The following is a 25,293-nucleotide window of genomic DNA, read 5'->3' as shown; positions in this document are numbered from 1 at the left end:
CTCGGTCACTGGAAGATTGGCACAATCGGTCGGTCGGGTCAAGGATCCCCGGGTAGCTATCGGTGCCCGCCGGTCGTGGCACCCACCGTGCGACGGGCGATGTCGAGATAGACCGCCACCAGCTCGCTCGGAGTCGACGGCCCGTCCGGTCGATACCACGTCGCTACGCCGACACACATCGTCGTCACGGCTCGACTGGCGTCCCTCGGGTGCGGTGTGTCGAACAGGCCCGCATCGACACCGGCGGCGACGATCGCGTCGAGCAGTCGCTGCTCCTCGTCCCGTTTGGCAATGTAGGCGGAGCGGTTCCCGGGATCCAGGCTGCGGATTTCCGTCGAGCACACGAATGCGGCGTCGCGCCTGTGAATGTGGAACAGCAGTAGCGATTCGACGACGGCGTCGAAACGGTCACTCGGCGACGTACCGGCACCGGCCTCGGCCGATCGAGTTCGTTCCAACAGCTCGTCCATCGCCGCGTCCATGATGCCCACCAGAAGAGCCTGCTTCGACGGAAAGTGGTGGTAGAGCCCGGGAACCGACAGTCCGGCTTCTGCTGCGATCTGCCGCACCGATGTTCCGTGGTAGCCCTGTTCCACGAACGTCTTCAACGCCGACGACAAGGCAGGGGAGAGGTTCGAGCCCTCGTACGTTCGCCAGGTGGATGTCGCGGTCATGCGCCCACCGTAGATGGCCCGGCGGCAGGTGTGGTCCCGGAAGCACCCGGTTGACACTTCTGTTGTGATCCGTAACACTACCGAGTATCGACCGAGCGAGTGTTCGGTCGGTCGATCTCGGTCAGGCCAACGTTCGATCGAAAGAGTCCTCGATGCCCCTCACCATCCTCGATGCCTGGCGCGCCCGGGTGTTTCGGTCGCCCGACCGGCCTGCATTGGCGTACTTCGATGCCGTTCTCACCGCCCGCGAGGTCGACGAGGCCTCCGACGCTCTCGCTGCCGCGTTCGCGGACCGCGGAGTGAATCCCGGCGACCGCGTCGGCATCTACCTGCAGAACGTTCCGCACTACGCACTGACGTTCTTGGCGCTATGGAAGATCGGTGCCGTAGCTCTGATCCTGAATCCGATGTACCGCAATCGAGAACTGCGACACCTGCTCGACGACGCGGAGCCCGTAGCGCTCGTGTGCGACGAGTCCGATCTCGGCGAACTCGAAACTTCGTTGCAAGGCAGTACGATTCGGTTCTTCGTGAGCACCAGCGGACTGGATCTGCAGACTCGCAACGATCCGCGAGTGTTCGCCGCGACGACGCGGGTCACGCCCACACCCGAGAACGACATGCTCGGCCTCGTCGAGGCCTACCGCGGTCGAGTGCTGGACGACACCGCACCGCAGCCGGACGATCTTGCGCTGTTGGCATACACCTCCGGAACCACGGGGCCGCCCAAGGGGGCTCGGATCTCGCACGCCAACGCGTTCGCGACGGCCTCGGACTTCGGTGAGCGTGCGGGTACGGAGGACGGTGACGTCGTCTTCGCCGTCGCGCCGCTGTTCCACATCACCGGGGCCATGCTCGATGCTGCTGTGGCTCTGGTGCGCGACTGCGTGCTCGTGTTCGCTCACCGCTTCCACGCAGGCGTCACACTGGACGCTTTCGTCGAGCATCGAGTCACCTACACCATCGGATCCATCACCGTGTTCAACGCGATCTCCGAGAGCCCCGGCGCGGACCGCAGACATTTCGCCTCCGTCAAGGCGCTGTACTCCGGCGGCGCACCCATTCCGCCGGCCACCGTCTCGGCGTTCGAGGCGAAGTTCGGGTGCTACATCCACAACGCGTACGGAATGACCGAGACCACCGCAGGCGTGATCGCGGTACCGCCAGGACTCCGGGCACCGGTGGACGCGTCGAGTGGATCGTTGTCCGTCGGACTGCCTCTCCCTCGCGTGCGGTTGCGCACACTCGATCCCACCGGGCTACCCACCGAAACGGGAGTAGCCGGCGAGTTGGAAGTGTCCGGTCCGCAGGTGGTCTCGGGGTACTGGCAGAACCCGGAGGCGTCGGCGTCGACGATGCCCGAAGGTCGCCTGCACACCGGGGACGTAGCGATCATCGACGAACAGGGCTGGGTCTATCTCGTCGACCGACTCAAGGACCAGATCAACGTCTCCGGATACAAGGTCTGGCCCCGAGAAGTCGAGGACGCCCTCTACGAACACCCGATGGTGTTCGAGGCAGCCGTGGTCGGTCGTCCCGACACCTATCAAGGGGAATCGGTGGTCGCGTACGTGTCGGTCCGCAGTGGTCCGGCCGTGACCACGGACGAGCTGATGGCCTTCGCGCGCGATCGGCTCGCTGCCTACAAACGTCCGAAAGAAATCCACATCATCGACGAGCTGCCCAAGACGCAGACCGGGAAGATTCGTCGCGCAGCACTCAAACCTGTTTCAGCACAGACTCACTCGAGCGAAAGTGGCACCCCATGACCGTCGGATCACCCCGCGACACCCGCTCGACACCGGACATCTCCTCGCGGAAGAAGTCGTTGTTCGCCAGCACGATCGGCAACGTACTCGAATGGTACGAGTGGAGCGCCTACGCAGTGTTCGCGCCGTTCATCGCCGCGGCGATGTTCAGCCAGAGCGATCCGGTCTCGGCCCTGCTGTCGACGTTGGCGGTGTTCGCCGTCGGATTCCTGATGCGGCCGCTCGGCGGCATCGTGTTCGGCCGGATCGCAGACAAGAAGGGGCGCAAGTTCGTTCTCGTCACCACCATGCTGATGATGGCAGCCGGAAGCCTGCTGATCGGCATCATGCCCACTTACGGAGCGATCGGGGCCTGGGCATCGGTACTGCTGCTGCTCGCCCGCGTCATGCAGGGTTTCGCGCACGGCGGCGAGTCGGCGACGGCCTACTCCTACGTCGGCGAGATCGCGCCACCGAACCGTCGAGGCATGTGGGGAAGCGTCGCGTTCGTCGCGATCTTCGGTGGCTCGGCACTGGCATACACGGTCGGTGGCGTCATCACCTCGACCCTGTCCGAATCTGCTGTCGGTCAATGGGGTTGGCGCATCCCGTTCCTGCTGGGTGCACTCCTGGCGCTGTTCGCTCTGTACCTGCGCAAGAACATGGACGAGAGCGACGTCTTCGATTCGGAACAGAACAAGGTGAAGCAGGCCCCGATCGCACGCAAGACCGTCGTGAAGGCGATCGTGTTGATGATCGGAATGACGTCGGGAATCACGGCGGCGCACTACACCTGGACCTCCTACGTCTCGACGTTCGCCATCACACAGCGTGGGATGAACCCCGACACCGCGTACTGGATGCTGGTCATCGCTCAGTTGATCGCGTTGGTGTCGCTGCCGTTCTTCGGTCGTCTCTCGGATTCGATCGGTCGTCGGCCGATGCTGGCCGCCTTCGCCGTGCTGATGTTCGTTCTGCAGATCCCGCTGACGATGATGATCTCGACGCAGTGGTGGACGTTGCTGCTCCCGTCGACGGTTGCACTGCTCGTCATCGCCGTTCCGGCTTCGATCCTGTCGTCGACACTGTCGGAGAGCTTTCCCACCCGACTCCGCACGCAGGCAATCGGATTCGCCTATTCGTTCTCGGTGGCGGTATTCGGCGGAACTGCGCCCTATCTCAACCAACTGTTCCTCGGCCTCGATCTGGGCTGGGTGTTCGGCGTGTACATCATGTTCCTGGCCGCGATGACCGGTGTCGCGTGCTTCTTCATGAAGGAAACCAAGGGAATTCGACTCGAAGATGTCTGAACCGACTTCGGTCGAGCTTGCTCCTGACGTGACGTGAGGTTCTACCGTCTCATTCATGAACAACAACGGTCCGATCACCTGGGGAATCGGTGACGTCGCGCGTCGAACCGGCGTCACCGAACGTACGTTGCGGTACTACGAGGAACTGGGTTTGCTGGCCCCCGACCGAGACGGCGGGGGCAGGCGTCGGTACGGCGGGGGAGACCTCGATCGGCTGTACCGAATTCGGTTGCTCCGAGAATTGGGTACACCGCTTGCCGATGTCGATCCGGAAGCGATGGACCTCCAGCACCTGACGCGGCAGCATCTGACCGACCTGGACCATCGGATGGCACAGCTCGCCCGGGTGCGCGAACGGGTTCGGGCGGTCGAGGACCGGCTTCTGCAGGGCGCTCAGCCGGGAGACGATGCCCTGTTGGACCTGCTGTCGGGCCTGTCGACCGACGAGCCGGCGGTGACCAGGCGTACCACCTTGCTCGTCTATCGAGACATCGCGGCAGCCCATTCCTACCTCGTCGACGTTCTGGGACTCTCACCGGGACCGATCGAATACGACGGCGACCGAGCAGTCCATGGCGAGGTTCACGCCGGTGACGGTGTTGTCTGGTTGCACCGCGAGGCTCCTGAACATCGGATGGTGTCGCCCCTGACCAACGGCATGGTCACCGCCTCGCTCGCTGTCCTGATCGACGACGTGGACACCCATCATGGACGGGTGTCCGCAACCGGCGCAGCAATCGACTACGCGCCCACCGACATGCCCTACGGCGTCAGGGAGTACGGCGTTCGTGATCTCGAGGGTCACCTGTGGTCCTTCCAGACGCCGATCTCGGAACCGGTTGCGTCCTGAATCCGTTTGTCCCTCAGCGGATTCGTCGGTGATCGAGCAATGAGGTCGATGCAGTATCGGCGAGGTCACTGCCTCCCAGAAGACGCATGAGCAGAAGGCCGTCGAGCATCGCCACGGCAGCTGCCGCTTCCGTTCGTCGATGGTGCGCGTCGCCGACCACGAAGCCCCCGAGCCATTCGATCCAGCCCTCGACCAAGTGCGAGGCCACAGATCTGTAGGGCTCGAGTCCTGCTGTTGCTTGTCCGATCGCCTCGAAGTACAGACCGAACAGCGGATCGTACTCAGGCTGTGCCACAACCGGCCACGCCGTCGCGACCAGCGCGCGGTGATCCCTCATCGGCGTCGAGAACGCCGCGGCCAACAGGGTTTGCAATCGATCTCCGACTACCGACAGCACAGACGTGACGAGGTCGTCCTTCGTCGGGAAGTAGTAGACGACCGTGCGATCGCTGATCTTCAAGCGCGCTGCGAGTCTGCCGAAGGTCAAGCGGCTCAGGCCGCCTTCCAGGGCGGCGTCCAGTGCCACGGACAGCATCTCCTCGCGTGAATGTCTCTTGACCACTCCTTGATTGTAGTGGCCACTACAGGTAGCTTGAGTTGTAGTGACCACTACAACTCGAAGGAGACGTCATGCGTACACGTTCGACTCCACTGCTCGCACTGTCGGTTCTGCGATCGACCGCCGGAGTGGTCTCGTGGGTGAGTCCAGCGCACTCGTGGCGTGCCTTCGGTCTCGGACCCATGCGTCAAGCCGGAAGTGCGGGGGTGGCGACGCGTCTGTTCGGAGTTCGCGATCTCGCGCTGGGAATGGCACTGCACCACCCATCCGCAGACGTTCGCAGAGCAGCCGTGGAGGCCGGGATCGCGATCGATGTTCTCGACGTCGCGGCAAGTGTGATCGGACGTCGTGCGGGCGCGCCTGCGGCGAGTCTGGCCGGAGTGGCCGCCGGCGCAACGCTGTTCGTCGTGCTGGGCGTGACGATCATCGCGGACTCGGATTCCTGGTGATCATCCGGTCGGCGCGTCGGTATCGGTCGCCGCCTGTCGTACATCCTCGGTCGGGGTGACGTATTTCGTGAAGCACGGCTAGCTTGGACGGCATGCGTCGGCTGGGCGCGGTGGATATCCGACAGAAGGGCGAACTCCCATGACCGATGACACGCTGGCCGACTTCGAGCGAACCGAGTTCACCGCGGACGGGCGGACCGCGCCGGTATATCGCATCGGAACCGGACCGGCCGTGATCGTGATGTCGGAAATGCCGGGCATCACCCCGAGGGTCGCGGACTTCGCGAGAACCGTTGCCGGAATCGGTTGTACGGCCGTTGTTCCGCACCTGTTCGGAGTCGACGGCAAGGATCCGCTGGCCGCCCCGCTGGGACCGCTCGGCACCGTGGCCACCATGTCCCGCGCCATGGTGCCGGCATGCATCAGCCGCGAATTCACCATCCTGGCCACCGGCAGATCGTCGCGCATCGTGGTGTGGTTGCGCGCTCTGGCAGCGCAGGAGCACGAGCGCTGCGGCGGACCGGGCGTCGGTGCCATCGGAATGTGCTTCACCGGCGGATTCGCTCTTGCGATGGCGGCGGACGATCGACTGATCGCACCGGTGCTCTCGCAGCCCTCACTTCCGTTCGCGGCATCGAAGTCTCGCGGTAGGTCCATCGACATCACCCCCGGCGACCTCGACAAGGTGAAGAGTCGTTGTGCAGCAGGCGAGCTCACGGTCCTGGGGATGCGTTTCGAAGGCGACAAGATGTGCCCGCCCGCGCGATTCCAATGGTTGCGCGAGCAGCTCGGCGACGCGTTCGTCTCGGTGGAACTGCCCGACTCCGCCTTCAACCCGGAAGCATTCGGACCGCCGCATTCGGTCGTCACCGAAGGACTGATCGATGCTCCGGGGGAGCCGACACGGCAGGCGTTGGATCAGGTGCTCGACCTGTTCCGTAGTCGGTTGCTCCCGACAGAGTGAGTAGATCGCTGTCTCGCCCCTGCCGAGTACCGAGCAACTCGGTCAGCGAGCCCCGAATTCACGACCACGGAACGGTGGCCTGTAGAACCGCCTCCTTCAACGCGCCGGTCCGCAGTGCCGTCACCGCCTGGTAATCGGGATCGGCCACCATGTCGCTGAACGCCTTGCGCGAGGGGTACTGCACCAGCAGAACCGCATCCCAGGCCTGACCGTCGTCGGCTACCAATGCCGTCGAGCCGTCGCCCGCATACAGCACCGTCGCGCCGTAGCGCGGGAGGAACGTCTCGTCCAGTGCTTTCGCATACTCTGCGTACGAATCGCGGCCACCGTCGGCGAACCGCAGCAGGTTGAGCATCACTACAGGCCCACCGGGGTCTTCTTCCAGATAGCGCCTGAGGTCTCTTCCGCGGGGATCGACAGCCATCGATCGAGTATGCGTCAGCCGACGATCCGATGGAGAGGAAATTGCCACCGCGCACGCACCACCGACGGCACCACGCATCGAAAATCCAGCACGGACGGCGGCGAAGGGCCTCCGAATGCAGATGCAACCGACAGTATCGGTGACACCGCCGGGCAGTTGGCCATGGCGGTTGTCATGGGAGCGCGCTCGATTTCTTTGCCCGGGTGACAGGTCCTCGGGACAGTCGACCGCTCGTTCAGCGAGTCGATCCGCTGTTCGGTGCCGAGACGGTGGTTCCATGGTCAGCGGTAGAACTTGTGGAGCGGGAAACCAGTGACTCGATGAATGGGAAGTGTGTCGTCCATGGCCGATGTTGAGAAAGTGACCGTATTCGGAACTGGAGTGCTCGGTTCGCAGATCATGATGCAGGCGGCGTACCATGGGAAAACCGTTGTGGGATACGATATTTCAGACGAATTGTTGGCCAAACTGCCGGATCGCTGGGAATGGATGCGCGGATACTACAAGCGCGACCTGAAGACCTTCGACGAGGCACGTTTCGACGAGGCCATCGAATCCATCACGACCACCACCAGCGTCGCGGAAGCCGTTTCGGACGCCGACCTGGTGATCGAAGCGGTTCCGGAGGATCTCGAGCTGAAGAAACGTGTCTGGTCGGATATAGGCGCGTCCGCCCCGCCGAGAACTATCTTCGTGACCAACTCGTCGTCGCTACTGCCCAGCAGCTTTGCGGAGGCCACCGGGCGGCCGGAGAAATTTCTCGCACTGCACTTCGCCAATCTCGTGTGGCGGTACAACACAGGTGAGGTGATGGCAACTGCTGCAACAGATCGCGTTCACTTCGACACCGTACTGAACTTCGCTTCCGAGATCGGTCTCGTTCCCGTTCCGGTCCGAAAGGAAGTACCGGGATACGTGTTGAACAGTCTGTTGATTCCGCTGCTGCAAGCAGGAGCCAACCTCTACGTCGGCGGTGTTGCCAATCCTGCCGACATCGACAATGTGTGGCGAATAGCCACCGGGGCGCCCGCCGGTCCGTTCCAGATATACGACACGGTCGGCTTCAACGTCGCAGCACACATCGCGCGCGCAAGCGGTGGCGAGGATCAAGTGAAATTCGCCGATATGCTGCAGAAGGGCATCGACGCGGGAAAGACAGGCCTCGGGGACGGAGAGGGTTTCTACACGTACGATTCCGACGGCCGGCGACTCGATGCTGTCGAGTCGTGGAACATCAACTGAATTGCTCGATCTGTGTCTCATTCCGATGGAAGAGACTGTTGTCGAGGTACGGCCGGACAGCTTCCCGTCGTAGCCCGTCGCGCACCGCAGCGATGGCCGCCGAGCCGAATCAACCGAGTTGCCGCAGTTGAATCGCCGTGTCGAGCGCCAGCCGATGCCACGCCGATCGCGGATCTCGGCCGGTCAGTTCCTGGGCTCGGCGCAGTCGATAACGCAGCGTTTGCGGATGCACATGCAACTGTGCCGCTGCGGCCGTGGCGGTGCCGGTGGCGATGAAGGCCGAAAGCCCGTCGAGGATATGCGCATTCGCGGCCTCGATGAGCGAGCCGAGTACGGTGCGCACCACCTCGCTCGTGTCCGCGGTGGGCCGCGCGGTCAACAGTGCCAGCAGCTGCCCGTCGCCGGTGTCGAGCACGGCGCGGTCGTCGAACGCATGATCCGGTGCCGTGTCCAGAGCATCGGAAGCGAGCCTCCACGCGCCGCTGACACCGGCAATGGTCGACAGCTCCACGAGGCATCCACGCACACCGGTCGCTCGGGACGCGCCGTCGGCACGGTCTCGACCGATCGAGGACGGCAGCAGCAGGATCGCCCGCTGCTCGCGTCGGGTGCACAGGTGACTGCGCGTCGTCGACGGCGCGGTGCGATCGGGCGGCGCGAGTCCCAGTGCGAGAACCAGAGATTCGATGGTGTCATCGGTCAGTGCTCTGCCCGCGCTTGTCATTTCCACCACCAGTAGATTCGGGTGACCGGACAGTTCCAGGTCGAGTTCGCGGGCGCGATCGGCCACCGCCCGGGCGAGTTGTGTCTGTTCGCCAGCAGGTCGTCGAGCAAGAGGGCGTGAGCCTGCGCCCGATTGGATGTGAGTTGTTCGCGCGCAACGATGTACGCGCCGATGATCTCCTCGGATATCGCGTCGATGGCGTCGAGCACGCCCAGGCTGAGATCGGCGATGTCCGGTGGGTCGAGCGCATCGAGGTACTCGGTCGCCACGTGCCGAACGAACACGCTCGATGCAACTCGATAGGCTCTGAGCACGTCGGCCAACGGTCGGCCGTCGGCGGCGCGAGCCGCACCGATCGCGCGAAATCGACTGTGATCACGTCCGTCGAGAGCCGGATCGCCGCCTGCCCACAGCGTCATCAGGCGACGCAGCGACCAGTAGGCGATCGCCTCGACATCGGCCGACTGCGGACCGTCCAGGGTGCGGTAGACCGGAATTGCATCCCGCACGGCCTGCACTGCCGACGCCACCACAGCCACCAGTTCCGCTTCGATCTCGGCGACCACCGCGGCCCGGGCTCGGTACATCGCGGCATCGTCTCATATTTGTCGGTGGCTGATGAACCGTATTGTCAACGAAGCCGATTTCCTTGAGTTCCGGTGCCCACGACAGCACAGTCGAGGGAGACAGTCGGGTCGAGCAGAAGAGTGGGGCAATGGACGCAGACGTGATCGTGGTGGGTGCAGGCTTGGCCGGACTGGTGGCGACCGCCGAACTGGCCGACGCCGGAAAACGGGTGCTCCTCCTCGACCAGGAGCCCGAGCAGAACCTGGGCGGTCAAGCGTTCTGGTCCCTGGGCGGTCTGTTCATGGTCGACACCCCGGAGCAGCGACGCATGGGCATCAAGGATTCCGCGGAGCTTGCGTGGCAGGACTGGCTCGGCACCGCTACCTTCGATCGCGGCATCGACGATCCGGCCGGCGAGGACTACTGGGGACACCAGTGGGCGCGCGCGTACCTCGACTTCGCGGCGGGGGAGAAGCGCTCCTGGCTGCACGCGCAGGGCGTGCGGTGGGTACCCATAGTCGGGTGGGCCGAACGTGGTGGCTACCTCGCCGAGGGACACGGGAATTCGGTTCCGCGGTTCCACCTGACCTGGGGTACCGGGCCCGGGGTTGTCGCACCGTTCGAGCGGCGCGTGCGGGAGGCCGCCGACAAGGGATTGGTGCGCTTCGGTTTTCGTCACCGCGTCGACGAGTTCATCGTCAGTGCAGGCACAGTTGAGGGAGTTCGCGGCGTAGTTCTCGAACCCAGTGCCGCGGAACGAGGTTCGGGTAGTACCCGCGTCGAGGTGGGCGAGTTCGAGCTGCGTGCCGGAGCCGTGCTCGTCACTGCGGGCGGCATCGGAGCCAACCACGACATGGTGCGGGAGAACTGGCCGGCACGGTTGGGAACGGCTCCGAAGTCTCTGATCTCCGGAGTCCCCGAACACGTCGACGGCCGCATGCTCGGCATCACCGAGAAAGTCGGTGGACGTCTGGTCAACAAGGACCGCATGTGGCATTACACCGAGGGCATCAAGAACTGGAATCCGATCTGGAAGAATCACGGAATCAGAATCATTCCCGGCCCGTCGTCCATGTGGTTCGACGCGCGTGGTCGACGGTTCCCGGTGCCCAATTTTCCCGGATTCGATACCCTCGGAACGTTGAAAGCCATCCAGGACAGTGGATTCGACTACTCCTGGTTCGTTCTGACGCAGAAGATCATCGAGAAGGAGTTCGCGCTCTCGGGATCGGAGCAGAATCCGGACATCACCGGCAAGAATCTCAAGCTCGTCCTCGGTCGAGTGTTGCCCGGCGCCAGCGGACCGGTCGAGGCGTTCAAGAAGAACGGAAAGGATTTCGTCGTCGCCGACACCCTCGCCGAACTCGTCCAGGGCATGAACAAGATCTCCGGCGAAAATCTGATCGACCTCGTCGATCTGAAGCGGCAGATCGAGGCCCGCGACCGTGAGGTCGACAACCCGTTCACCAAGGATCTGCAAATCTCCGCAATCCACAACTCGCGTCGTTCGCGCGGAGAACGCATCGCGCGTACCGCCTCTCCGCACAAGATCCTCGATCCCAAGTCGGGTCCGTTGATTGCCGTGCGTCTGAACATCATCACGCGGAAAACGTTGGGCGGCATCCAAACCGACCTGCAGGGTCGGGTTCTCGATGGCGACGGACACGCGATCGACGGGCTGTGGGCGGCCGGTGAGATCGCAGGATTCGGCGGCGGCGGTGTGCACGGGTACCGCTCACTGGAGGGAACCTTCCTCGGTGGGTGCATCTTCGGCGGCCGGCAGGCGGGACGCGCGATCGCCACGCAGGCGTGACGGTGGCCCTCAGAATCGGTCGTCCCGCGCTGCCGGGTCCGGCGGAGATCGCCACCACTGAGTCGGCGGGTCCCCATTCGCCGGTGACAGTGTCGTTTCTCGGTGTCAGCACCGTGCTCTTCGACGACGGCCGATCGGCGATCCTCACCGACGGCTTCTTCTCGCGACCGTCGCTTCCGAAAACCCTCGTACGACCGCTGCGGTCGGACATGGGGCGCATCGCTGCAGCCCTGCGCAGAGCGGGGATCACCACGCTCGACTCGGTGCTGTGTGCCCACTCGCACTACGATCACGCACTCGACTCGGCGGCGGTAGCGCTGCGTACCGGTGCAGTTCTGGTCGGCGGTTCCTCGACCGGGTTCATCGGGCAGGGTTCCGGGCTCTCGGACGACCGGATCGTCGTGGTCGCGAACGGTGAGACAACGGTGCAGGGCAACTTCGCCGTCTCCTTTGTCGAATCGGTTCACTCGTATCCGGATCGGGCGCACGGCAGGATCGAGCGGCCACTGACCCAGCCGGCTCGGGTGCGTGAGTACCGATGCGGGGAGGCATGGTCGATGCACATCGAACACGTTCCCAGCGGCCGTACGGCACTGGTGCACAGCAGCGCCGGTTTTCGTTCCGGCATGCTCGAAGGCCGCCGTGCCGACGTGGTCTACCTCTCGATAGGGCAGCTCGGTCGACGGCCGCGCGCGTTCATCGAGCAGTACTGGCAGGAGACGGTCGTGGCGGTCGGTGCCCGACGCGTGGTGTTGACGCACTGGGACAACTTCTTTCGGTCCCTGGACGAACCACTGCAAGCGCTCGCGTACGTCTTCGACGACATGTCTGCCTCCGTCGATGTGCTGAACGCCTGCGCGCGGAGAGACGACATCGACCTCGAATTGCCGATCCTGTGGCGACGCGCGGACCCGTGGGCGGAACGAGCCTGACACCGAGCCTGCACGCGGGCTGACGATCACAGATCGTCGAGGGTGACCAAGCCGTCCTGCAGCGCCCGGGCCACGAGCGACGCTTTGGTCGGTGCCGCACGACCGACGGCGGCGTACTTCGCGCGAATTCGAGACAGGTGGGTATTGACCGTGCCGAGTGCGATGTGCAGAACCGCACACACTTCTTGTTTGGAGTCGCAGCGCAACCACGCACCCAGGACCGCGATCTCGCGGGCGGTGAGTCCGGGATCGGCGAACCTCGTCGCTTCCTGCTGTGACCTGGGAGTCTCGGTACCGGGATTTGCGACGGTCCTGGCGCGCACGGTCGATGCACTGCGGCGCGGCGCGAATCGCTGCGCCGGATGGATCGCGGTACCGGACGCGACCTGAATCGTCGTGGTCGACAGACCTGTACTCGTCACTCGCATTGCATCCGACCCCTGCTGTCCGACTTGGGTGTTTCGGACATCCGACCACGCCGGCAAATATGAAACAACACCAACGGGTTCGAGGCAGAACGCGGCATTGGAGGCTTCTGTCGATCCAGGTTTATCGGTTTGTAAAGTCGGGTCTTCACGGGGTCATTGTTATAGTTCACTGTCCACCGGATCGAAACCGTAGGCGGTCGTCGTTGAGCCCGAAATCCACACCCCGCGAACAACTGCTGCGGGCGGGCTCACGATTGTTGACCGATCTCGATATGTCGGTGCTCGCACGATCGCTGTCTATCGCCTCGGTCGTGGAAGAAGCCGGGTTGTCGCACCAGACTTTCCACAATGCGTACCCCGGGTCCTCCCGTGCCGGGGAGCGTGGTGGCAAGGAAGCGTTCGTCGAGGACTTGCTCGCGCACGTGACTCTGCAGTACACGAAGCCCGGCGATGCAGAGCATGCCTCGTCGGATCTCGCGTCCTACTTCGAGCAACTGACCTCCGGTCTGCTGCGCAGGAGAATGATCGGCGCGATGATCGCCTCCGACCACGCCGGAGCGAGATCGTCGTTGGCACCCGAATTCGATGCCATGGACGCCGCAGTCGAGGATGCCGTCCGGCACAAGCTCCGTGCACTCGGGGGTTCGGTGAGAACGCCGCTGACGGTGACCGGACTGTCCCATGTCCTCGTCGCCCTGCTCGACGGTCTTGCTTTCCGTGAGACCCTGAGCCCGGGAACGGTGCCCACGTCTCGTGCGTCCACGGCTGTCGAATCGCTGCTGGAATGGGCGGTGGACCCAGTTCACTCGGATCGTCGTGAACGCACAGCGGGACCCGTGGACGTGCCCGCTTCTCTCGACGGTTTCGATCATTCGAGGGCCGACATCGAATCCGACGTCATCGCGGCGACCGAGAGGTTGTTCGCGGCACACGGATATTTCTCGGTCACCCTCGCCGACATCGCCACTGCTTCCTCGCTCACCGTTGCCGATCTCAAGCGCCTGTTCCCGAGCAAGGTCGACATCATCGTTGCCGCACTGACGCCCGAGTTCGAGCGCGTCCTCCGGCTGGGTCGTGCGGACGCCCGACTGGAGGTGGAACCCATTGCGGCTCTGGAACGTTCGGTCGGTCGGCTTGCGGAATTCGTGGCGCGCAACCGCTCGATGAGCTCGGGGATGCTGCTGGCACTGAGCTTCGAGCAGTTTCACGAGCCGAGCACTGTCACCACCATTCGGGAGCAACTCCCACTGCCCTCGGCGCTCACCCCAATCCTCGAACGTGGCCAGCGTCGAGGCGACTTCGGTACCGAGGCGTCGGCAAGCGAAGTTGCGACGATACTCGCCAACAACGTGGTGATCAGGTCCGTCTCACGGTCCGAGGAAGGTCCGGAACAAGTCTCCGACTACGTCCTGCGGGTGTTCCTGTCGGGAATACGCGCACGTTGAGCGAGCCTGCGGGCCCGAACTGCTACGCGTCGGCGTCGACCCGGGGTACCTCGAAGGCGAGCAGTGCAACGTCGTCCTGCAGACCGTCTCCGAAGGAAGCCAGAAGTGACGTGAGATCGTCGACGATCTTCGGCGCAGTCGTCGGACCTTTTTCGGTAGCAAAAGATTCGAGGCCACCGTCGTCGTCGAAGCGTGTTCGCCCCGGTCCGACGATCGCCTCGGTCAACCCATCGGTGTAAAAGGCCATGACGTCGCCGGGTCGCAGTGTCACCGATGCCGACGCGAAGTGCGGCTCGGCCAATGCTCCGACCAACTGACCACCGGTGGTGTCGACGAAGTCCACGACGGCGTCGTGACCGATACGCAGTGCCGGGGGATGTCCGCCGCTGGCTAGGTCGACCACCGCGCCGTCGGGTCCCGGAGTGATGGTGCCGAAAACCACTGTGCAGAAACGGGGGTCGTCGCCGTGGAAGTCGTGGTGCAGAACGGTATTGAGGTTCGCGAGCACAGAGATCGGGTCGCGGTCGAACACCGCCGCGGCGCGCAGGGTGTACCGGGTCAGCGAGGTGACGGCGGCGGCTCCGGCACCCTTCCCGCTGACGTCACCGAGGAAGAATCCCCATGTCCGATTGTCGAGGGGGAACACATCGTAGAAATCGCCACCGACCTCGTCGATGGATGCGGGGTGATAGTGAGCCGCCACATTCATACCCGTCGGAGCGGACAGGATCGGGGGGAGCAGGGTGCGTTGCAGGGTCGACGCCAGAATCTGCACTTGCGTTCTCTCTGCCTCGGCCTGCTTGCGCGCTTCCTCCGAGGCGCCCAGTGCATCCTGTGATCTGTCCAGAGCGGCTTCGGCGCTGTCCTGCGCCGCCTCGGCGTTGTCGCGAGCGTCGATCAGATCTCTTTCGCGGACGTTCCGCTCGGTCTCGTTGTGCAGCGTCATCGTCACCGTCATGGGACCTGTGGGCGTGCGCAGGGCGTTGGCGAGTATCGACACGGCGATTGCATCGCTCCTGTCGGGTGCGACGGTCAGCTTCGCGGAGGCTCCGATCGGGGAGTCGGCCCGTGAATTCGACGCGACGTCGATCAGCGCCGTCAGTACGGGCTCGAACTCGATCGTGAACAGGTCGGTGACCGACGTTCCCACGAGGGCGTCACGACTGCGTGCGGTGATGCGGGCGGCGGCAGCATTGGCGTAGAGGATCCGTGCCGTGGCCACATCGACGGAGAACACCCCGCACGGTGCACTGTCGAGCAATTCAGCAGCGGTGGCAGACATGGGCACTCCCTTCGTTCACGACGAGCGGGTGGCAGAACTGGAGCGGCTCGCCGAGACCGGATCGGTCCACACCGCAGTCACGATGGTCCCGAACCCCGGCCGGTGATCGACGAGGAGGTCGTCCGACACTGCGGCAGCGAGTTGCAACCCATGGCTGCGATTGGTCGTCGGCGTCGGTGGCCGCCACGTTCCGGTGTCGGAAATCGTGACAGTCAGGGTTCGATGTTCGTACGCGGCGGTGACCGTCATCGTTCCGGGCTCGGGCACTGCGTGGTAGGCATGCTCGACCACGTTCGCGAGCGCTTCGTAGACCCCGAGGACGATGTCGTCCACCAACGAGTTGCTCACTCCCAGTTCGAGAACCCAGTGATGCAGCCGGCGTCGAAGCGCGGTCGCCACGGCCGATTCGGCCGGTGCGGTGTGGCTCCAACGCTGTGGAGTGGGTCCGGGACTGCTCTCGGTCATCGTCGCTGTCCGAACCGGTACCGGCCGGTCATCGGTCGACTTCCGAGTCGAGAGCTGCCGACCGCACGTGAGCCACCGCGTCGGGGACGGTCGTGAAAGTGGCCATCACCCGATCGATTCCGCTGAGCTGCACGGGCCGAACCACGACACCATCGACTGCCACGAGCGCCATGAGCGAGGCATCGGGCAGTCGATCGCAGACTCGCACCAGTACGGTGATGGCGCTCGACGACAGGAAGCTCACATCCGTCAGATCCACCACGAGTCCGGCCCGGGCTGTGTCTGCCGCCGGGAACGCAGCAGCCGACAGCTCCGGTATGGTGTCGAGATCGAGTTCGCCTCGAACGGTGAGCACGGTCGTCGCGTCGTGGTCCGCTGCCACGATCTCGAAGGCTGCTCCGGTCGGCTCGTCTGGCATGGGTTCGACGTTACCTGTTGTCGAGTCGAACTCACGACCGAAACGCGTCGACGAACAGGTCGCCTGCGCCCAGTACCTCCAGGACCATACGCACCGATCGTGCAGGCGCGAGCACGGCGATCTTGCCCGGATGTACGTAGGTGGCATCGATTATTGCGTTGGCAACGCCGGAGTACATGAACGACACCGCCGACAGATCGACACAGACCCGATCGGAGGCGGCGGCCAGGCGGTCCAGGCTGTGCACGAACTCGGCTCTGGTCGACATGTCGAGTTCGCCCGACGCTCGCAGAATGTTGTGTCCGTCCGGTCGAACGACGGTCTCGACCCGAAACACGCCCTCGTCGTCGCGAATGGAGCGTTCCATCGTTGCAGTGCTGGTCAACATATCTTTACCTCTTCCCCGAAGCGTTCGTCCCGGTCGGTCTGCCCGCGCGGTGCACAACGCTGAGTTGTTGTGCTTTCAACGATGCCAGTGCCTGATTGCAGGAGACTCCGCCGCACATCTCGAACGAGTAACGAAAGATCTCGTTTCGCTAACGCAGTCACCGGGTCAACACGTCGATGAGCGAACCGGTGATTTTCTTCTTCATCCAGCCGTGTACACCTCGCTGGCCCAGCGCTGCCCGGGCAGCGTTGAGGCCGGCGGCTCCGTGCACTCCTCCACCGGGGTGCGCCGATGCCGACCCGAGAAACAGTCCTTCCACCGGCGTTTCCGCCCGCCCCAGCCCCGGCGTCGGTCGAAATATCAACTGCTGCTGCAGCTGCGCGGTTCCGCCGTTCACCGCACCACCGTGCAGATTGGCATCGGCACCGTACAGATCGCTCGGTCGTTGGACGACCCGCCCGACGACCGAATCGGCAAATCCCGGTGCATGGGCGTCGAGGACTTCGTCGACCCGATCCGCCACGGTGTCGGCGGCCGCGTCGTCGACGACGCCCCTCGGCAGATGTGTGTAGGCCCAAGCGCTTTCGGTGCCCTCCGGTGACCTGCTCCGATCGGCAGTGGTCATCTGGCCGAACAGCATGAACGGGCTCTGGGGAAGAACTCCGGTGGTGAGATCTGCCGCCCAGTGCACGAGGCCGTTGTCGTCCGCACCGAGATGGACGGTGCCGGCGTCGGCCAAAGACGGTGAGTTCCAGGGTATTCGACGATCGAGTGCGTAGTTCACCTTGACCACCGGGGTGTCCCACTCGAAGGTGCGCAAGTCGTCGTGCACTCGGCGCGGCACGGCGTCGAACGGAAGCAGTGAACCGTACAGAGCCGGTGCGGACACGTCGGCCACTATCGCCCGACGCGCTCGAAACGTGTCTCCGGCAGCGGTGTGCACCCCGCGAGCGCGGCCGCCGCGCACCTCGATGTGCTCGACCGCCTGACCGCACTCGAGCGCCGCACCCGACGCGGCACCACGACGAATCAATGCGGTCGTCAGCGCAGACGATCCGCCCACAGGGGCCGGAAACCCGACGTCCTGAGCCAGCATCGTGAGCAGCCAGCCCATCATGCCGCTCACCGGGGCATCGGTCGGGACGTCACCGTGCATGGCGTTGCCCAGCAGCAGGCAGCGAGCAGCCTCGCTGTAGAAGAGCTCGTGAGCCATCACCCGGGCGGGAAGGGCCGCGAATCGCGCGAAGCGCAGTGTCTCGGGCACCCCCAAGGTGTGGACGAGTCGAGCCGCTGGGACGACGGGTGGAAACGGTCCGAACAGCGAATTCATGAAGGGCTCGCGAATGCGCTCCCACTGCTCGAAGAGCCGCAGCCAGGTTCGGCCGTCTCGCGCGTCGTGTTCCGACAGCAGCGCAGCGGTGGTCTCGACGTCGTGGTGAACGACCGGAGCGTCGGTGTCCTGCGGTGACCGCGCATGGCCGTACACCGCGGGGGAGTGCGACCACTGCAGCCCGTGGCTTTCCAAGTCGAGTGCAGTCATGGCAGGCGAGGCGAGCGCCAGCGGATAGAAGGCGCTGAAGAGGTCGCTGGTGAAACCGGGAACGAGCTCGGCGCTGCGCACAGCGCCGCCTGCATGTTCGGCAGCCTCGAGGACCACGACGTCCCAGCCGGCGTCGGCCATCGCTGCCGCCGCAACCAAGCCGTTGTGGCCACTGCCGATCACGATCGCGTCGACCTCGGTGGTGGTCATGAGACTGCACTCCTCCGGTCGGTATCGGTCTTGTCGGTCAGCAGGTTACCGACGAAGTACAGCGCTACTCCCACGGCGAGGAGCAATCCGGCGCGCAGCCACGTTGCCGCGGACTGCTGGGTCAGTAGAACTGCGCACGTGATCAGTGCCAGCACGGGGAGTGCGGTCGGCGTCCGGAAATGACCGGAGTCGGTGCGATCGCTGCGAAGCACCAGTACCGCCACGTTGGTGCTGACGAAGACGAACAGCAGGAGCAGCACGACCGTCTCCGCAAGCGCAGCGACGGAACCGGTGCTGCACAACACCATCGCGACGACGGTGGTGGCCACGATCGCTGCCCACGGAGTTCTGCGGCCCGGCAGAACCTTGGCCAATGCGCCGGGAAGCAGACCGTCACGAGCCATGCCGAAGGTCAGTCGCGACGCCATGATCATGGTCAGCAGTGCGCCGTTGGCCACGGCTACCAGTGCGACGAGGCCGAAGACCCACGGCGGAATGCCCGCATCGGCAGCGTCGACGACCTCGAGTAGCGGACCGGTCGATTGCGCCAGGGTGTCGGCGGGCACGACGGTGGACACTGCGAGACCGACGAGCACGTACACCACCCCGGCGACGGTGACAGCACCGAGAAGAGCCCGTGGGTAGACCCGGCGCACGTCCTCGACTTCTTCGGCGATGTTCGCCGACGTCTCGAATCCGACGAACGAATAGAACGCGAGCAGAGCCGCGCCGAGCACCGCGAGCGTCGGAGTCGTCGCGTCGGTGAATTCGAGGACCCTGGACGGCGTGCCGTCACCCCGGCTCAGCACGAGACCGGCGAGGGCGACGATCAGCACCAGACCCGATACCTCGACGACCGTCATGGCGAGGTTCGCCCGCAACGATTCGGTGATCCCGCGAGCGTTGAGCAGCCCGACCAGAAGCAGGAAGACCACTGCGGCGGGGACGGCGGGCACGTCGAGGAACACGCCCAGGTAGTCGCCCGAGAAGGCAAGCGCCAGGCCGGCGGCGCTGGTGACACCTGCGGCGAGCATCGAGAATCCCACCAGAAACGACACGAGCGGTTTCTTGTACGCCCGCTGCGCGAACACGGCTGCGCCGCCTGCTCGTGGGTACTTGGTGACGAGTTCTGCGTACGACGCAGCGGTCAGCAGTGCCATCAGCAGGGCGACGAGCATGGGCAGCCAGATCGCTCCGCCGACCTCGCCCGCTATCTCGCCGACGAGAGCGTAGATTCCGGCACCGAGCACATCGCCGAGAATGAAGACGAACAGCATTTTTCCCGAGACTGCCTGTCGCAGTGGGGACTTGCTCACGGAGCTGTGGACCGCTCTGCGAGCAGGGCGAGCCGACGGAGCGCCTCGGCGTTGCGTGGATGCGCCAACAGATGCTGTATCCGATTCGGCACCAGGGCGAACGGCGCAGTGATCGCGTGCTCGATGATCTCGATGCGGCAACCGGTGGCAATCGGGTGTAGCCGCACCGTGATCGACGCTTTGCCGAACGGCAGGGCGCGCGCTTCGAGTCGTATCTCTCGTTCGGCGTGAATTCCCACCGAACGAGTCACGTCGCTCAGCACCGCGGGCCAGGTGCCGACGGAATGGTGAATCGTGGAACCCGGTGCGGGCCAGGTGTTGTCGACGGCGCGAATTCGGGATGCACCGACCACCCAGGTTGCGTACGTCCAACCGTCCGCGAGGACTCTCCAGACGTCCTCACAGCTGGCTGTGGTTTCTCTGCTCGTGGGCACGATTCGGCCTCCGGAATCTCTTGTCGTTTTGTGTGAGCACGTGATCCGCTCTCGCCGACACTCCGGGACTGGAAGTGGGGCACTCTGGGTGCTGCGATCGCACGGTAGAACGATCCGACACTGCCGTATGCCCCGAAAAGGTCCACCTCAACCGATGGCAGGGGCGGTCGCGGGGACTGGGCATTTCTCACACCGGTGTGAGAAGGTACCAAGCGGTCGTATGCGGTCGAAAGGATGAAGACGTGGAACAGGTCGACATCTACGAACGAATCTCGCAGATGGCTCTCACCGCACATGGAACTGTGGTCCACGGCTCGATGACGCAGCAGCAGGTGCTCGAGGAGGTCACGGCGGCCGCTGTGCGATTGCTCGACGGGGTGGATCACGCGGGGGTCACTCTGGTCCGGCGAACGAGCAAGGGTCGACGGCCGGAGTATCTGGAATCGACGGCCTCCACCGGCGATGCGCCTCGTACGTTCGATGCATTGCAGCACGAGCATGGACAGGGCCCGTGTTTCGAGGCCATCTGGACTCATCAGACGGTACGAATCGAGGACGTCGAATCCGAGGATCGGTGGCCACGTCTGACTCGCGCGGTTGTCGAACAGACTCCTGTTCGCTCGGTTCTGTCGATCCAGCTCTACACCGACGGGCAAGAACTCGGCGCGCTCAATCTGCTCGCCGAGGGCACCGGCCGGTTCGACCCGGACACCGAGGACTCGGCACTGAACCTGGCCACACACGCGGCGATCGCGTTGTCGAGCGCTCGGCGTGGTGAGCAATTTCGCAGCGCTCTGGCCTCACGAGATCGAATCGGTCAGGCCAAGGGGATCATCATGGAGCGCTTCGACGTCGACGCCATCCGCGCGTTCGACATGCTCGGTGCGCTGTCACAGGAAATGAACGTGCCGGTATCGACGTTGGCGGCGCAGCTGATCGCCCGTGAACACCCGACCGAACCCGATCTGCCGAGCTGACGTTCGCCCCACCAGGTGCGCGACCACCTGATTTCGGGTCGACAGGTACTTGTCATACTGAGGTCATGTCGACAATCGCGTACGTGATCGCAGGTTCGGAAGCCACCGGTGGAGCCGGTCTGCAGGCAGACCTCAAGACATTCGAGCGGCTCGGGGCCTACGGAGTCGGCACCATCACGTGCATCGTCTCGTTCGATCCGAAGTCCGACTGGGGTCACCGCTTCGTTCCCATCGACAGCTCGGTCATCGCCGATCAGATCGAAGTCGCTACTGCCGCACACGATCTCGATGTCGTCAAGGTCGGCATGCTCGGCACACCCGCTACCGTCGAGACCGTGGCGAGCTCACTGCGTCTGCAGCCGTGGCGGCACGTGGTGGTCGATCCGGTGTTGATCTGCAAGGGTCAGGAGCCGGGCGCGGCGCTCGACACCGACAATGCGCTTCGGCGCGACATTCTTCCGCTGGCCACCGTGATCACCCCCAATCTGTTCGAGGCACAGACATTGTCCGGAATGGACGCCATCACCACCGTCGACGATCTGGGCGAGGCGGCCAAACGAATTGCCGAACTCGGACCGCGGTACGTGGTGGTCAAGGGGGGTGCGGGGTTGCCCGGCGACGAGGCCGTAGACGTAGTCTGGGACGGTTCCGAACTGACCGTGCTGCGCGCCCCCAAGGTGGGCGAGGAGCGGGTATCGGGTGCCGGATGCGTGTTCGCCGCGGCCATCACGGCCGAGCTCGCGAAAGGCGTGGACGTGCTCGACGCGGTCGCCACCGCCAAGAACTTCGCACACGCAGGCATCGTCGGACGACTGACGAGCCACGCCCCGTTCGCCGCAGTGAGTTGGCACGACTGAACCATCGGCCCGATGTTTGTCGACGGCGCTTTACGGGAACCGCGCTGTGAAGGCGGTGAACGCTCCTCAGGACCGGTCTGCGGTCAGTGGCCGTCACTCATTCATCTCGAGAGGTTCACATGGCGCACCAGAACACGAGCGATTCCGACGCCGGCGCACGCGACGACGATCGGACGACCCGCGGCCACGCGGGTGAGGCGATTGTCGACACGCGAAACTGGCCCGGATACATCTTCATCGGAATGGCATTGGTGAGCCTGGGTCTCACCCTTACCGCCGCCGGCTACGGGTTCTCCGGATGGGTGTGGATCGGTGCGATCGCCGCGCCGGTTCTTCTCGCGGCCGGAATTGCACTGGTTCTACTGGAACGCAAACGTGTCAAGGCCCGGGAAGGCAAGTCGCTGACCGACCCGGCGGGACACTGACCCTCGCCGGGTAGGCCGGTACAGCCGGCCGACGCATTGGTCGACCGGCTCAGCGGTGTGCGCGAAGAGACTCACGGTCCTTCTTGCCCTGCGACTTGTCGGCCCGCCGTTGTGCGAATCGACCGGCCGACTTCAGGCCTCTGGACACGACATTGTCCTTGCCCGTTCGCTTTTCGAGGCTCTGGCCGGCGAAGGCCAACAACCGAGCGAGGACGGGAAGCCCGATCGCAACGATGAGGTAGCGGTACAGGTACTTGCGCGCGAGCAGGGGAATCATCGGACTGCGCGTCGAACCTTGAGCGCAGCGGTCGCGGTCAACGTGATGACGGCTCCGACGACAGCGGCACCGAGCAAGGAGACGCCCTGGCCGAGATCGAAGTTCCAGCCCAGGAAGTTGATGGTGGTGTGCACGGTGTTCTGCAGCACGAAGATCACCAGTGCTGCGACCAGGACGAGCGTGACGAGGAGGGCGAACTTCGATGCGAATCCGCCGCGACGCTTGGTGGTCTCGGTGTTGCTGGTGGATGTGGTCATGAGGGAATCCGTTCTGTGAGGTGGAAGGGGTGAAAGGCGAGTGCCGCCGATCATCGAGATCGGCGGCACTCGATGCGATTGCGGTGTTACTTGAAGGTGTCCTTGATGTTCTCGCCGACCTTCTTCACGCCTGCAGAACCCTGATCCTTCTTGCCCTCGGCCTCGAGGTCCTTGTTGTCGGTGGCGTCGCCGACAACTTCCTTCGCCTTGCCGATGGCGTCTTCCGCGGCGTTCTTGGCCTTGTCGATGAAGCTCATGAGAGTCCTTCCGGGTGGCTGTGATTGTTGGTAACGGATACTTAGTCGGTTTTGGTCACCGAAAGCAAACGTCGGTGTGATTCAGATCACAGTGGGGCGGTGTCCGGCCGGAGGTCAGGTGAGGGAGACCAGCTCGGTGATGTCGTCCTGCGGGAGCTCGCCGTCGACCACTGCCGTGACCACGGAACTGTTCAGCGTGATGGCACCCTTGTGGTTGTCCAGGAATGCGGTGTCGGCGGCGTCGCGACCGACCGAGATGCGCACCAGCGTCGAGCGCGGGGCGAGGCAGGTGGCATCCACGACGCGCCACTGGCCGCCCACGAATGCTTCGGCGACGGCGTGGAAGTCCATCGGATCGCAGCCGGGTGCGTACACCGCCACCAGGCGGGCCGGAACGTTGACCGCCCGCAGCATGGCCACCACGAGGTGCGAGTAGTCCCGGCAGACGCCCTGTCCGGCGAGCAGTGTGTCGACAGCGCCGTCGATCGGATCACTGCTCCCCGGAACGTAACTCAGGCGAGCGCCGACCCACGCGGAGATTTTGGCCAGCAGTTCCTCGGAGTCCGCGTAGTCGCCGAATTCGGTTGCGGCGAAACCGTAGAACTTGTCGGCCTCGGCGTACCGGCTCGGTCGGAGGTAGAGCGACATGTCGTAGTCGGTGACCGGTGCCGGGGTGGTGTTGCCCAAGATGGTGGCGTCGTACGAGACCTGCAGGTTGCCAACGTCGGCGGGCATGACGTGAATTCGGTTGCCGTGCGGCCCGCTCACTTCCTTCGCCTCGATGGGGTTGCCGTCGAGAACGAAGGACAGTGACTCGGTGACCGTCGTGCCCGGATGCGGCGCGATTGCGATCTGGAATTCGAGCGTGGTGGCTGCGGTGATGTCTACATCGAGGCGCGCGGATACGTCGCGTTTGAGCATGGGAACTCCTGGCAGGCGAGGGCGGGTGAACGAGCTGCCAGTACCCGTATCCGTCGAAATCAATCCAATCTCACTCTGCGAGTGGTCAGCGCCACCCCAGCGCCGGGGCGACGTCGCGCAACACAGTGTCGAGGACGTGGGCGCAGTAGTCGACGCCCAACTGGTTGGGGACGGTGAGCAGCAGCGTATCGGCGGCTGCGATAGCTTCGTCCGCGGCGAGTTCCTCGATCAGTCGATCGGGCTCGCCTGCGTACGTCTTGCCGAATCGGGCCTTGCCGCCGTCGATGTAGCCGACCTGATCGTCGCCGCTGCCCTCTCGGCCGAAGTACGCGCGGTCGAGATCGTTGACGATCGGAAAGATGCTGCGGCTCACCGAAGTTCGGGGCGCGAAGTCGTGTCCGGCGTCGCTCCACGTCTTGTGGAACCGTTCGATCTGCTCGGCCTGCAATTGATGGAACGGCACTCCGGTGTCTTCGCTCAACAGCGTCGAACTCATCAGGTTCATGCCTTGTCGCGCGGTCCACTCGGCGGTGTCGCGGGTGCCTGCACCCCACCAGATGCGCTGCCGCAAACCGGGGGAGTGTGGTTCGAGGCGCAGGAGTCCGGGCGGATTGGGAAACATCGGCCGCGGATTGGGCTGTGCGAAACCCTTGCCTTCGAGAAGATCGAGGTAGATGCGGGTGTGTTCACGGGCCATGTCGGCGTGATCGGAGCCCTCGGCCGGTGTGTAGCCGAAGTAGCGGTAGCCCTCGACGACCTGTTCGGGCGATCCTCGGCTGACTCCGAGCTGCAGCCGCCCGCCCGAGATGAGATCGGCGGAACCCGAGTCCTCGGCCATGTAGAACGGATTCTCGTAGCGCATGTCGATGACACCGGTACCGATCTCGATGGTGCTCGTCTTGGCACCGACGGCGGCGAGGAGTGGGAACGGTGACGCGAGCTGGTTGGCGAAGTGATGGACGCGGTAGTACGCGCCGTCGGCACCCAGTTCTTCGGCGGCGACCGCGAGGTCGATGGACTGCAGCAGCACGTCCGACGCGGACCGCGTCTGCGACTGTGGGGACGCCGACCAGTGTCCGAAGGACAGAAATCCGATCTTCTTCATCACGCGCTCTTTCGTTGAAGGATCAACTGTATTCG

The 25,293-nt window shown here is 64.3% G+C and carries 30 protein-coding genes; 12 read left to right on the top strand and 18 right to left on the bottom strand.

Annotated elements, in window-relative coordinates; all coding sequences use genetic code 11:
• Positions 1-56 precede the first annotated feature (56 nt).
• The gene (locus NY08_RS09975) at positions 57-674 is read right to left on the bottom strand and encodes a TetR/AcrR family transcriptional regulator (protein ID WP_032394273.1); all 618 of its coding nucleotides are present in this window, start codon (positions 672-674) and stop codon (positions 57-59) included.
• Positions 675-826: 152 nt separating this feature from the next.
• Between NY08_RS09975 and NY08_RS09970 the strand changes: the two genes are divergently transcribed.
• The 3 genes from NY08_RS09970 to NY08_RS09960 are packed head-to-tail and all read left to right on the top strand — an operon-like array spanning position 827 to position 4,582.
• Positions 827-2,443: a class I adenylate-forming enzyme family protein gene (locus NY08_RS09970; RefSeq protein WP_045196131.1), complete on the top strand. Its 1,617-nt coding sequence runs from the start codon at positions 827-829 to the stop codon at positions 2,441-2,443.
• Positions 2,440-3,732: an MFS transporter gene (locus NY08_RS09965; RefSeq protein ID WP_045196129.1), complete on the top strand. Its 1,293-nt coding sequence runs from the start codon at positions 2,440-2,442 to the stop codon at positions 3,730-3,732. Before NY08_RS09970 ends, NY08_RS09965 begins: the two co-directional genes overlap by 4 nt.
• A gap of 55 nt (positions 3,733-3,787) precedes the next feature.
• Positions 3,788-4,582 (top strand): MerR family transcriptional regulator, encoded by a 795-nt coding sequence (locus tag NY08_RS09960; protein WP_045196127.1) that lies wholly within the window; start codon positions 3,788-3,790, stop codon positions 4,580-4,582.
• A 13-nt stretch (positions 4,583-4,595) separates the two neighbouring features.
• On the opposite strand, the gene NY08_RS09955 is transcribed toward NY08_RS09960, so the two are convergent.
• Positions 4,596-5,144 (bottom strand): TetR/AcrR family transcriptional regulator, encoded by a 549-nt coding sequence (locus tag NY08_RS09955; protein ID WP_144407336.1) that lies wholly within the window; start codon positions 5,142-5,144, stop codon positions 4,596-4,598.
• Positions 5,145-5,212: 68 nt separating this feature from the next.
• Here NY08_RS09955 and NY08_RS09950 point away from each other — a divergent pair, with 68 nt between their 5' ends.
• Both NY08_RS09950 and NY08_RS09945 read left to right on the top strand, forming a co-directional pair.
• Positions 5,213-5,590 carry a hypothetical protein gene (locus NY08_RS09950; RefSeq protein WP_045196123.1) on the top strand — a complete coding sequence of 126 codons (378 nt, stop codon included), beginning with the start codon at positions 5,213-5,215 and terminating at the stop codon, positions 5,588-5,590.
• A gap of 139 nt (positions 5,591-5,729) precedes the next feature.
• The gene (locus NY08_RS09945; protein WP_045196121.1) at positions 5,730-6,554 is read left to right on the top strand and encodes a dienelactone hydrolase family protein; all 825 of its coding nucleotides are present in this window, start codon (positions 5,730-5,732) and stop codon (positions 6,552-6,554) included.
• Positions 6,555-6,612: 58 nt separating this feature from the next.
• Here NY08_RS09945 and NY08_RS09940 read toward each other — a convergent pair whose 3' ends face one another.
• Positions 6,613-6,978: a DUF1330 domain-containing protein gene (locus NY08_RS09940; RefSeq protein ID WP_032394254.1), complete on the bottom strand. Its 366-nt coding sequence runs from the start codon at positions 6,976-6,978 to the stop codon at positions 6,613-6,615.
• A gap of 342 nt (positions 6,979-7,320) precedes the next feature.
• Here NY08_RS09940 and NY08_RS09935 point away from each other — a divergent pair, with 342 nt between their 5' ends.
• Positions 7,321-8,220, top strand: a complete 900-nt coding sequence (locus tag NY08_RS09935; protein ID WP_045200098.1) for a 3-hydroxyacyl-CoA dehydrogenase — start codon at positions 7,321-7,323, stop codon at positions 8,218-8,220.
• A gap of 109 nt (positions 8,221-8,329) precedes the next feature.
• On the opposite strand, the gene NY08_RS25105 is transcribed toward NY08_RS09935, so the two are convergent.
• A complete protein-coding gene (locus NY08_RS25105) occupies positions 8,330-8,944 on the bottom strand; it encodes a helix-turn-helix domain-containing protein (protein WP_052683743.1) in 615 nt (204 codons plus the stop codon).
• Positions 8,941-9,531 carry a hypothetical protein gene (locus NY08_RS25100; protein WP_052683742.1) on the bottom strand — a complete coding sequence of 197 codons (591 nt, stop codon included), beginning with the start codon at positions 9,529-9,531 and terminating at the stop codon, positions 8,941-8,943. The genes NY08_RS25105 and NY08_RS25100 overlap by 4 nt, the downstream gene beginning before the upstream one ends.
• 128 nt (positions 9,532-9,659) lie before the next feature.
• Between NY08_RS25100 and NY08_RS09925 the strand changes: the two genes are divergently transcribed.
• Both NY08_RS09925 and NY08_RS09920 read left to right on the top strand, forming a co-directional pair.
• Positions 9,660-11,324: an FAD-binding dehydrogenase gene (locus tag NY08_RS09925; RefSeq protein ID WP_045196119.1), complete on the top strand. Its 1,665-nt coding sequence runs from the start codon at positions 9,660-9,662 to the stop codon at positions 11,322-11,324.
• Positions 11,325-11,326: 2 nt separating this feature from the next.
• Complete coding sequence (locus tag NY08_RS09920; protein ID WP_045200096.1) at positions 11,327-12,256, top strand: MBL fold metallo-hydrolase; 930 nt, start codon at positions 11,327-11,329, stop codon at positions 12,254-12,256.
• 26 nt (positions 12,257-12,282) lie between these two features.
• Here the strand turns inward: NY08_RS09920 and NY08_RS09915 are convergent, their stop codons facing one another.
• Positions 12,283-12,678 (bottom strand): LuxR C-terminal-related transcriptional regulator, encoded by a 396-nt coding sequence (locus NY08_RS09915; RefSeq protein WP_235387152.1) that lies wholly within the window; start codon positions 12,676-12,678, stop codon positions 12,283-12,285.
• 209 nt (positions 12,679-12,887) lie between these two features.
• Between NY08_RS09915 and NY08_RS09910 the strand changes: the two genes are divergently transcribed.
• Positions 12,888-14,129: a TetR/AcrR family transcriptional regulator gene (locus tag NY08_RS09910; protein WP_045196117.1), complete on the top strand. Its 1,242-nt coding sequence runs from the start codon at positions 12,888-12,890 to the stop codon at positions 14,127-14,129.
• A 22-nt stretch (positions 14,130-14,151) separates the two neighbouring features.
• Here NY08_RS09910 and NY08_RS09905 read toward each other — a convergent pair whose 3' ends face one another.
• From NY08_RS09905 to NY08_RS09875, 7 genes are all read right to left on the bottom strand, one after another.
• Positions 14,152-15,411, bottom strand: a complete 1,260-nt coding sequence (locus tag NY08_RS09905) for a PP2C family protein-serine/threonine phosphatase (RefSeq protein WP_082073750.1) — start codon at positions 15,409-15,411, stop codon at positions 14,152-14,154.
• Between the two features lie 15 nt (positions 15,412-15,426).
• Complete coding sequence (locus tag NY08_RS09900) at positions 15,427-15,876, bottom strand: ATP-binding protein (protein WP_032394258.1); 450 nt, start codon at positions 15,874-15,876, stop codon at positions 15,427-15,429.
• Positions 15,877-15,904: 28 nt separating this feature from the next.
• Complete coding sequence (locus tag NY08_RS09895; protein ID WP_032394259.1) at positions 15,905-16,294, bottom strand: STAS domain-containing protein; 390 nt, start codon at positions 16,292-16,294, stop codon at positions 15,905-15,907.
• Between the two features lie 31 nt (positions 16,295-16,325).
• Entirely contained in the window at positions 16,326-16,682 is a 357-nt protein-coding gene (locus NY08_RS09890; protein ID WP_032394260.1) for an STAS domain-containing protein, read from the bottom strand.
• A 157-nt stretch (positions 16,683-16,839) separates the two neighbouring features.
• A complete protein-coding gene (locus tag NY08_RS09885; RefSeq protein WP_045196115.1) occupies positions 16,840-18,432 on the bottom strand; it encodes a phytoene desaturase family protein in 1,593 nt (530 codons plus the stop codon).
• Positions 18,429-19,748, bottom strand: coding sequence for an APC family permease (locus NY08_RS09880; RefSeq protein ID WP_045196113.1), 1,320 nt, complete (start codon positions 19,746-19,748; stop codon positions 18,429-18,431). Before NY08_RS09880 ends, NY08_RS09885 begins: the two co-directional genes overlap by 4 nt.
• Positions 19,745-20,182 carry an SRPBCC family protein gene (locus NY08_RS09875; RefSeq protein ID WP_045196111.1) on the bottom strand — a complete coding sequence of 146 codons (438 nt, stop codon included), beginning with the start codon at positions 20,180-20,182 and terminating at the stop codon, positions 19,745-19,747. Before NY08_RS09875 ends, NY08_RS09880 begins: the two co-directional genes overlap by 4 nt.
• A gap of 242 nt (positions 20,183-20,424) precedes the next feature.
• Between NY08_RS09875 and NY08_RS09870 the strand changes: the two genes are divergently transcribed.
• The 3 genes from NY08_RS09870 (at position 20,425) to NY08_RS09860 (ending at position 22,441) form a co-directional block, all read left to right on the top strand.
• Positions 20,425-21,159 (top strand): GAF and ANTAR domain-containing protein, encoded by a 735-nt coding sequence (locus NY08_RS09870; protein ID WP_235387151.1) that lies wholly within the window; start codon positions 20,425-20,427, stop codon positions 21,157-21,159.
• Positions 21,160-21,224: 65 nt separating this feature from the next.
• Positions 21,225-22,016: a bifunctional hydroxymethylpyrimidine kinase/phosphomethylpyrimidine kinase gene (gene thiD / locus NY08_RS09865; protein WP_045196109.1), complete on the top strand. Its 792-nt coding sequence runs from the start codon at positions 21,225-21,227 to the stop codon at positions 22,014-22,016.
• 119 nt (positions 22,017-22,135) lie between these two features.
• Positions 22,136-22,441 carry a hypothetical protein gene (locus NY08_RS09860; RefSeq protein ID WP_032394265.1) on the top strand — a complete coding sequence of 102 codons (306 nt, stop codon included), beginning with the start codon at positions 22,136-22,138 and terminating at the stop codon, positions 22,439-22,441.
• Positions 22,442-22,490: 49 nt separating this feature from the next.
• Here NY08_RS09860 and NY08_RS09855 read toward each other — a convergent pair whose 3' ends face one another.
• The 5 genes from NY08_RS09855 to NY08_RS09835 all read right to left on the bottom strand — a co-directional run bounded on the left by NY08_RS09855 (position 22,491) and on the right by NY08_RS09835 (position 25,258).
• Positions 22,491-22,718 carry a hypothetical protein gene (locus NY08_RS09855; protein ID WP_032394266.1) on the bottom strand — a complete coding sequence of 76 codons (228 nt, stop codon included), beginning with the start codon at positions 22,716-22,718 and terminating at the stop codon, positions 22,491-22,493.
• Positions 22,715-22,975: a lipopolysaccharide assembly protein LapA domain-containing protein gene (locus NY08_RS09850; RefSeq protein ID WP_045196107.1), complete on the bottom strand. Its 261-nt coding sequence runs from the start codon at positions 22,973-22,975 to the stop codon at positions 22,715-22,717. Before NY08_RS09850 ends, NY08_RS09855 begins: the two co-directional genes overlap by 4 nt.
• Positions 22,976-23,061: 86 nt before the next feature.
• Complete coding sequence (locus tag NY08_RS09845; protein WP_008718579.1) at positions 23,062-23,232, bottom strand: CsbD family protein; 171 nt, start codon at positions 23,230-23,232, stop codon at positions 23,062-23,064.
• Between the two features lie 114 nt (positions 23,233-23,346).
• Complete coding sequence (locus NY08_RS09840; RefSeq protein ID WP_032394267.1) at positions 23,347-24,153, bottom strand: transglutaminase-like domain-containing protein; 807 nt, start codon at positions 24,151-24,153, stop codon at positions 23,347-23,349.
• A gap of 85 nt (positions 24,154-24,238) precedes the next feature.
• Complete coding sequence (locus NY08_RS09835; RefSeq protein WP_045196104.1) at positions 24,239-25,258, bottom strand: LLM class flavin-dependent oxidoreductase; 1,020 nt, start codon at positions 25,256-25,258, stop codon at positions 24,239-24,241.
• Between the last annotated feature and the right edge of the window lie 35 nt (positions 25,259-25,293).

Source organism: Rhodococcus sp. B7740 (assembly GCF_000954115.1).
Taxonomy (GTDB): Bacteria; Actinomycetota; Actinomycetes; order Mycobacteriales; family Mycobacteriaceae; genus Rhodococcoides.
The sequence above is the reverse complement of the archived record's forward strand: the minus strand, read 5'-3'. Positions and strand labels throughout refer to the sequence as shown.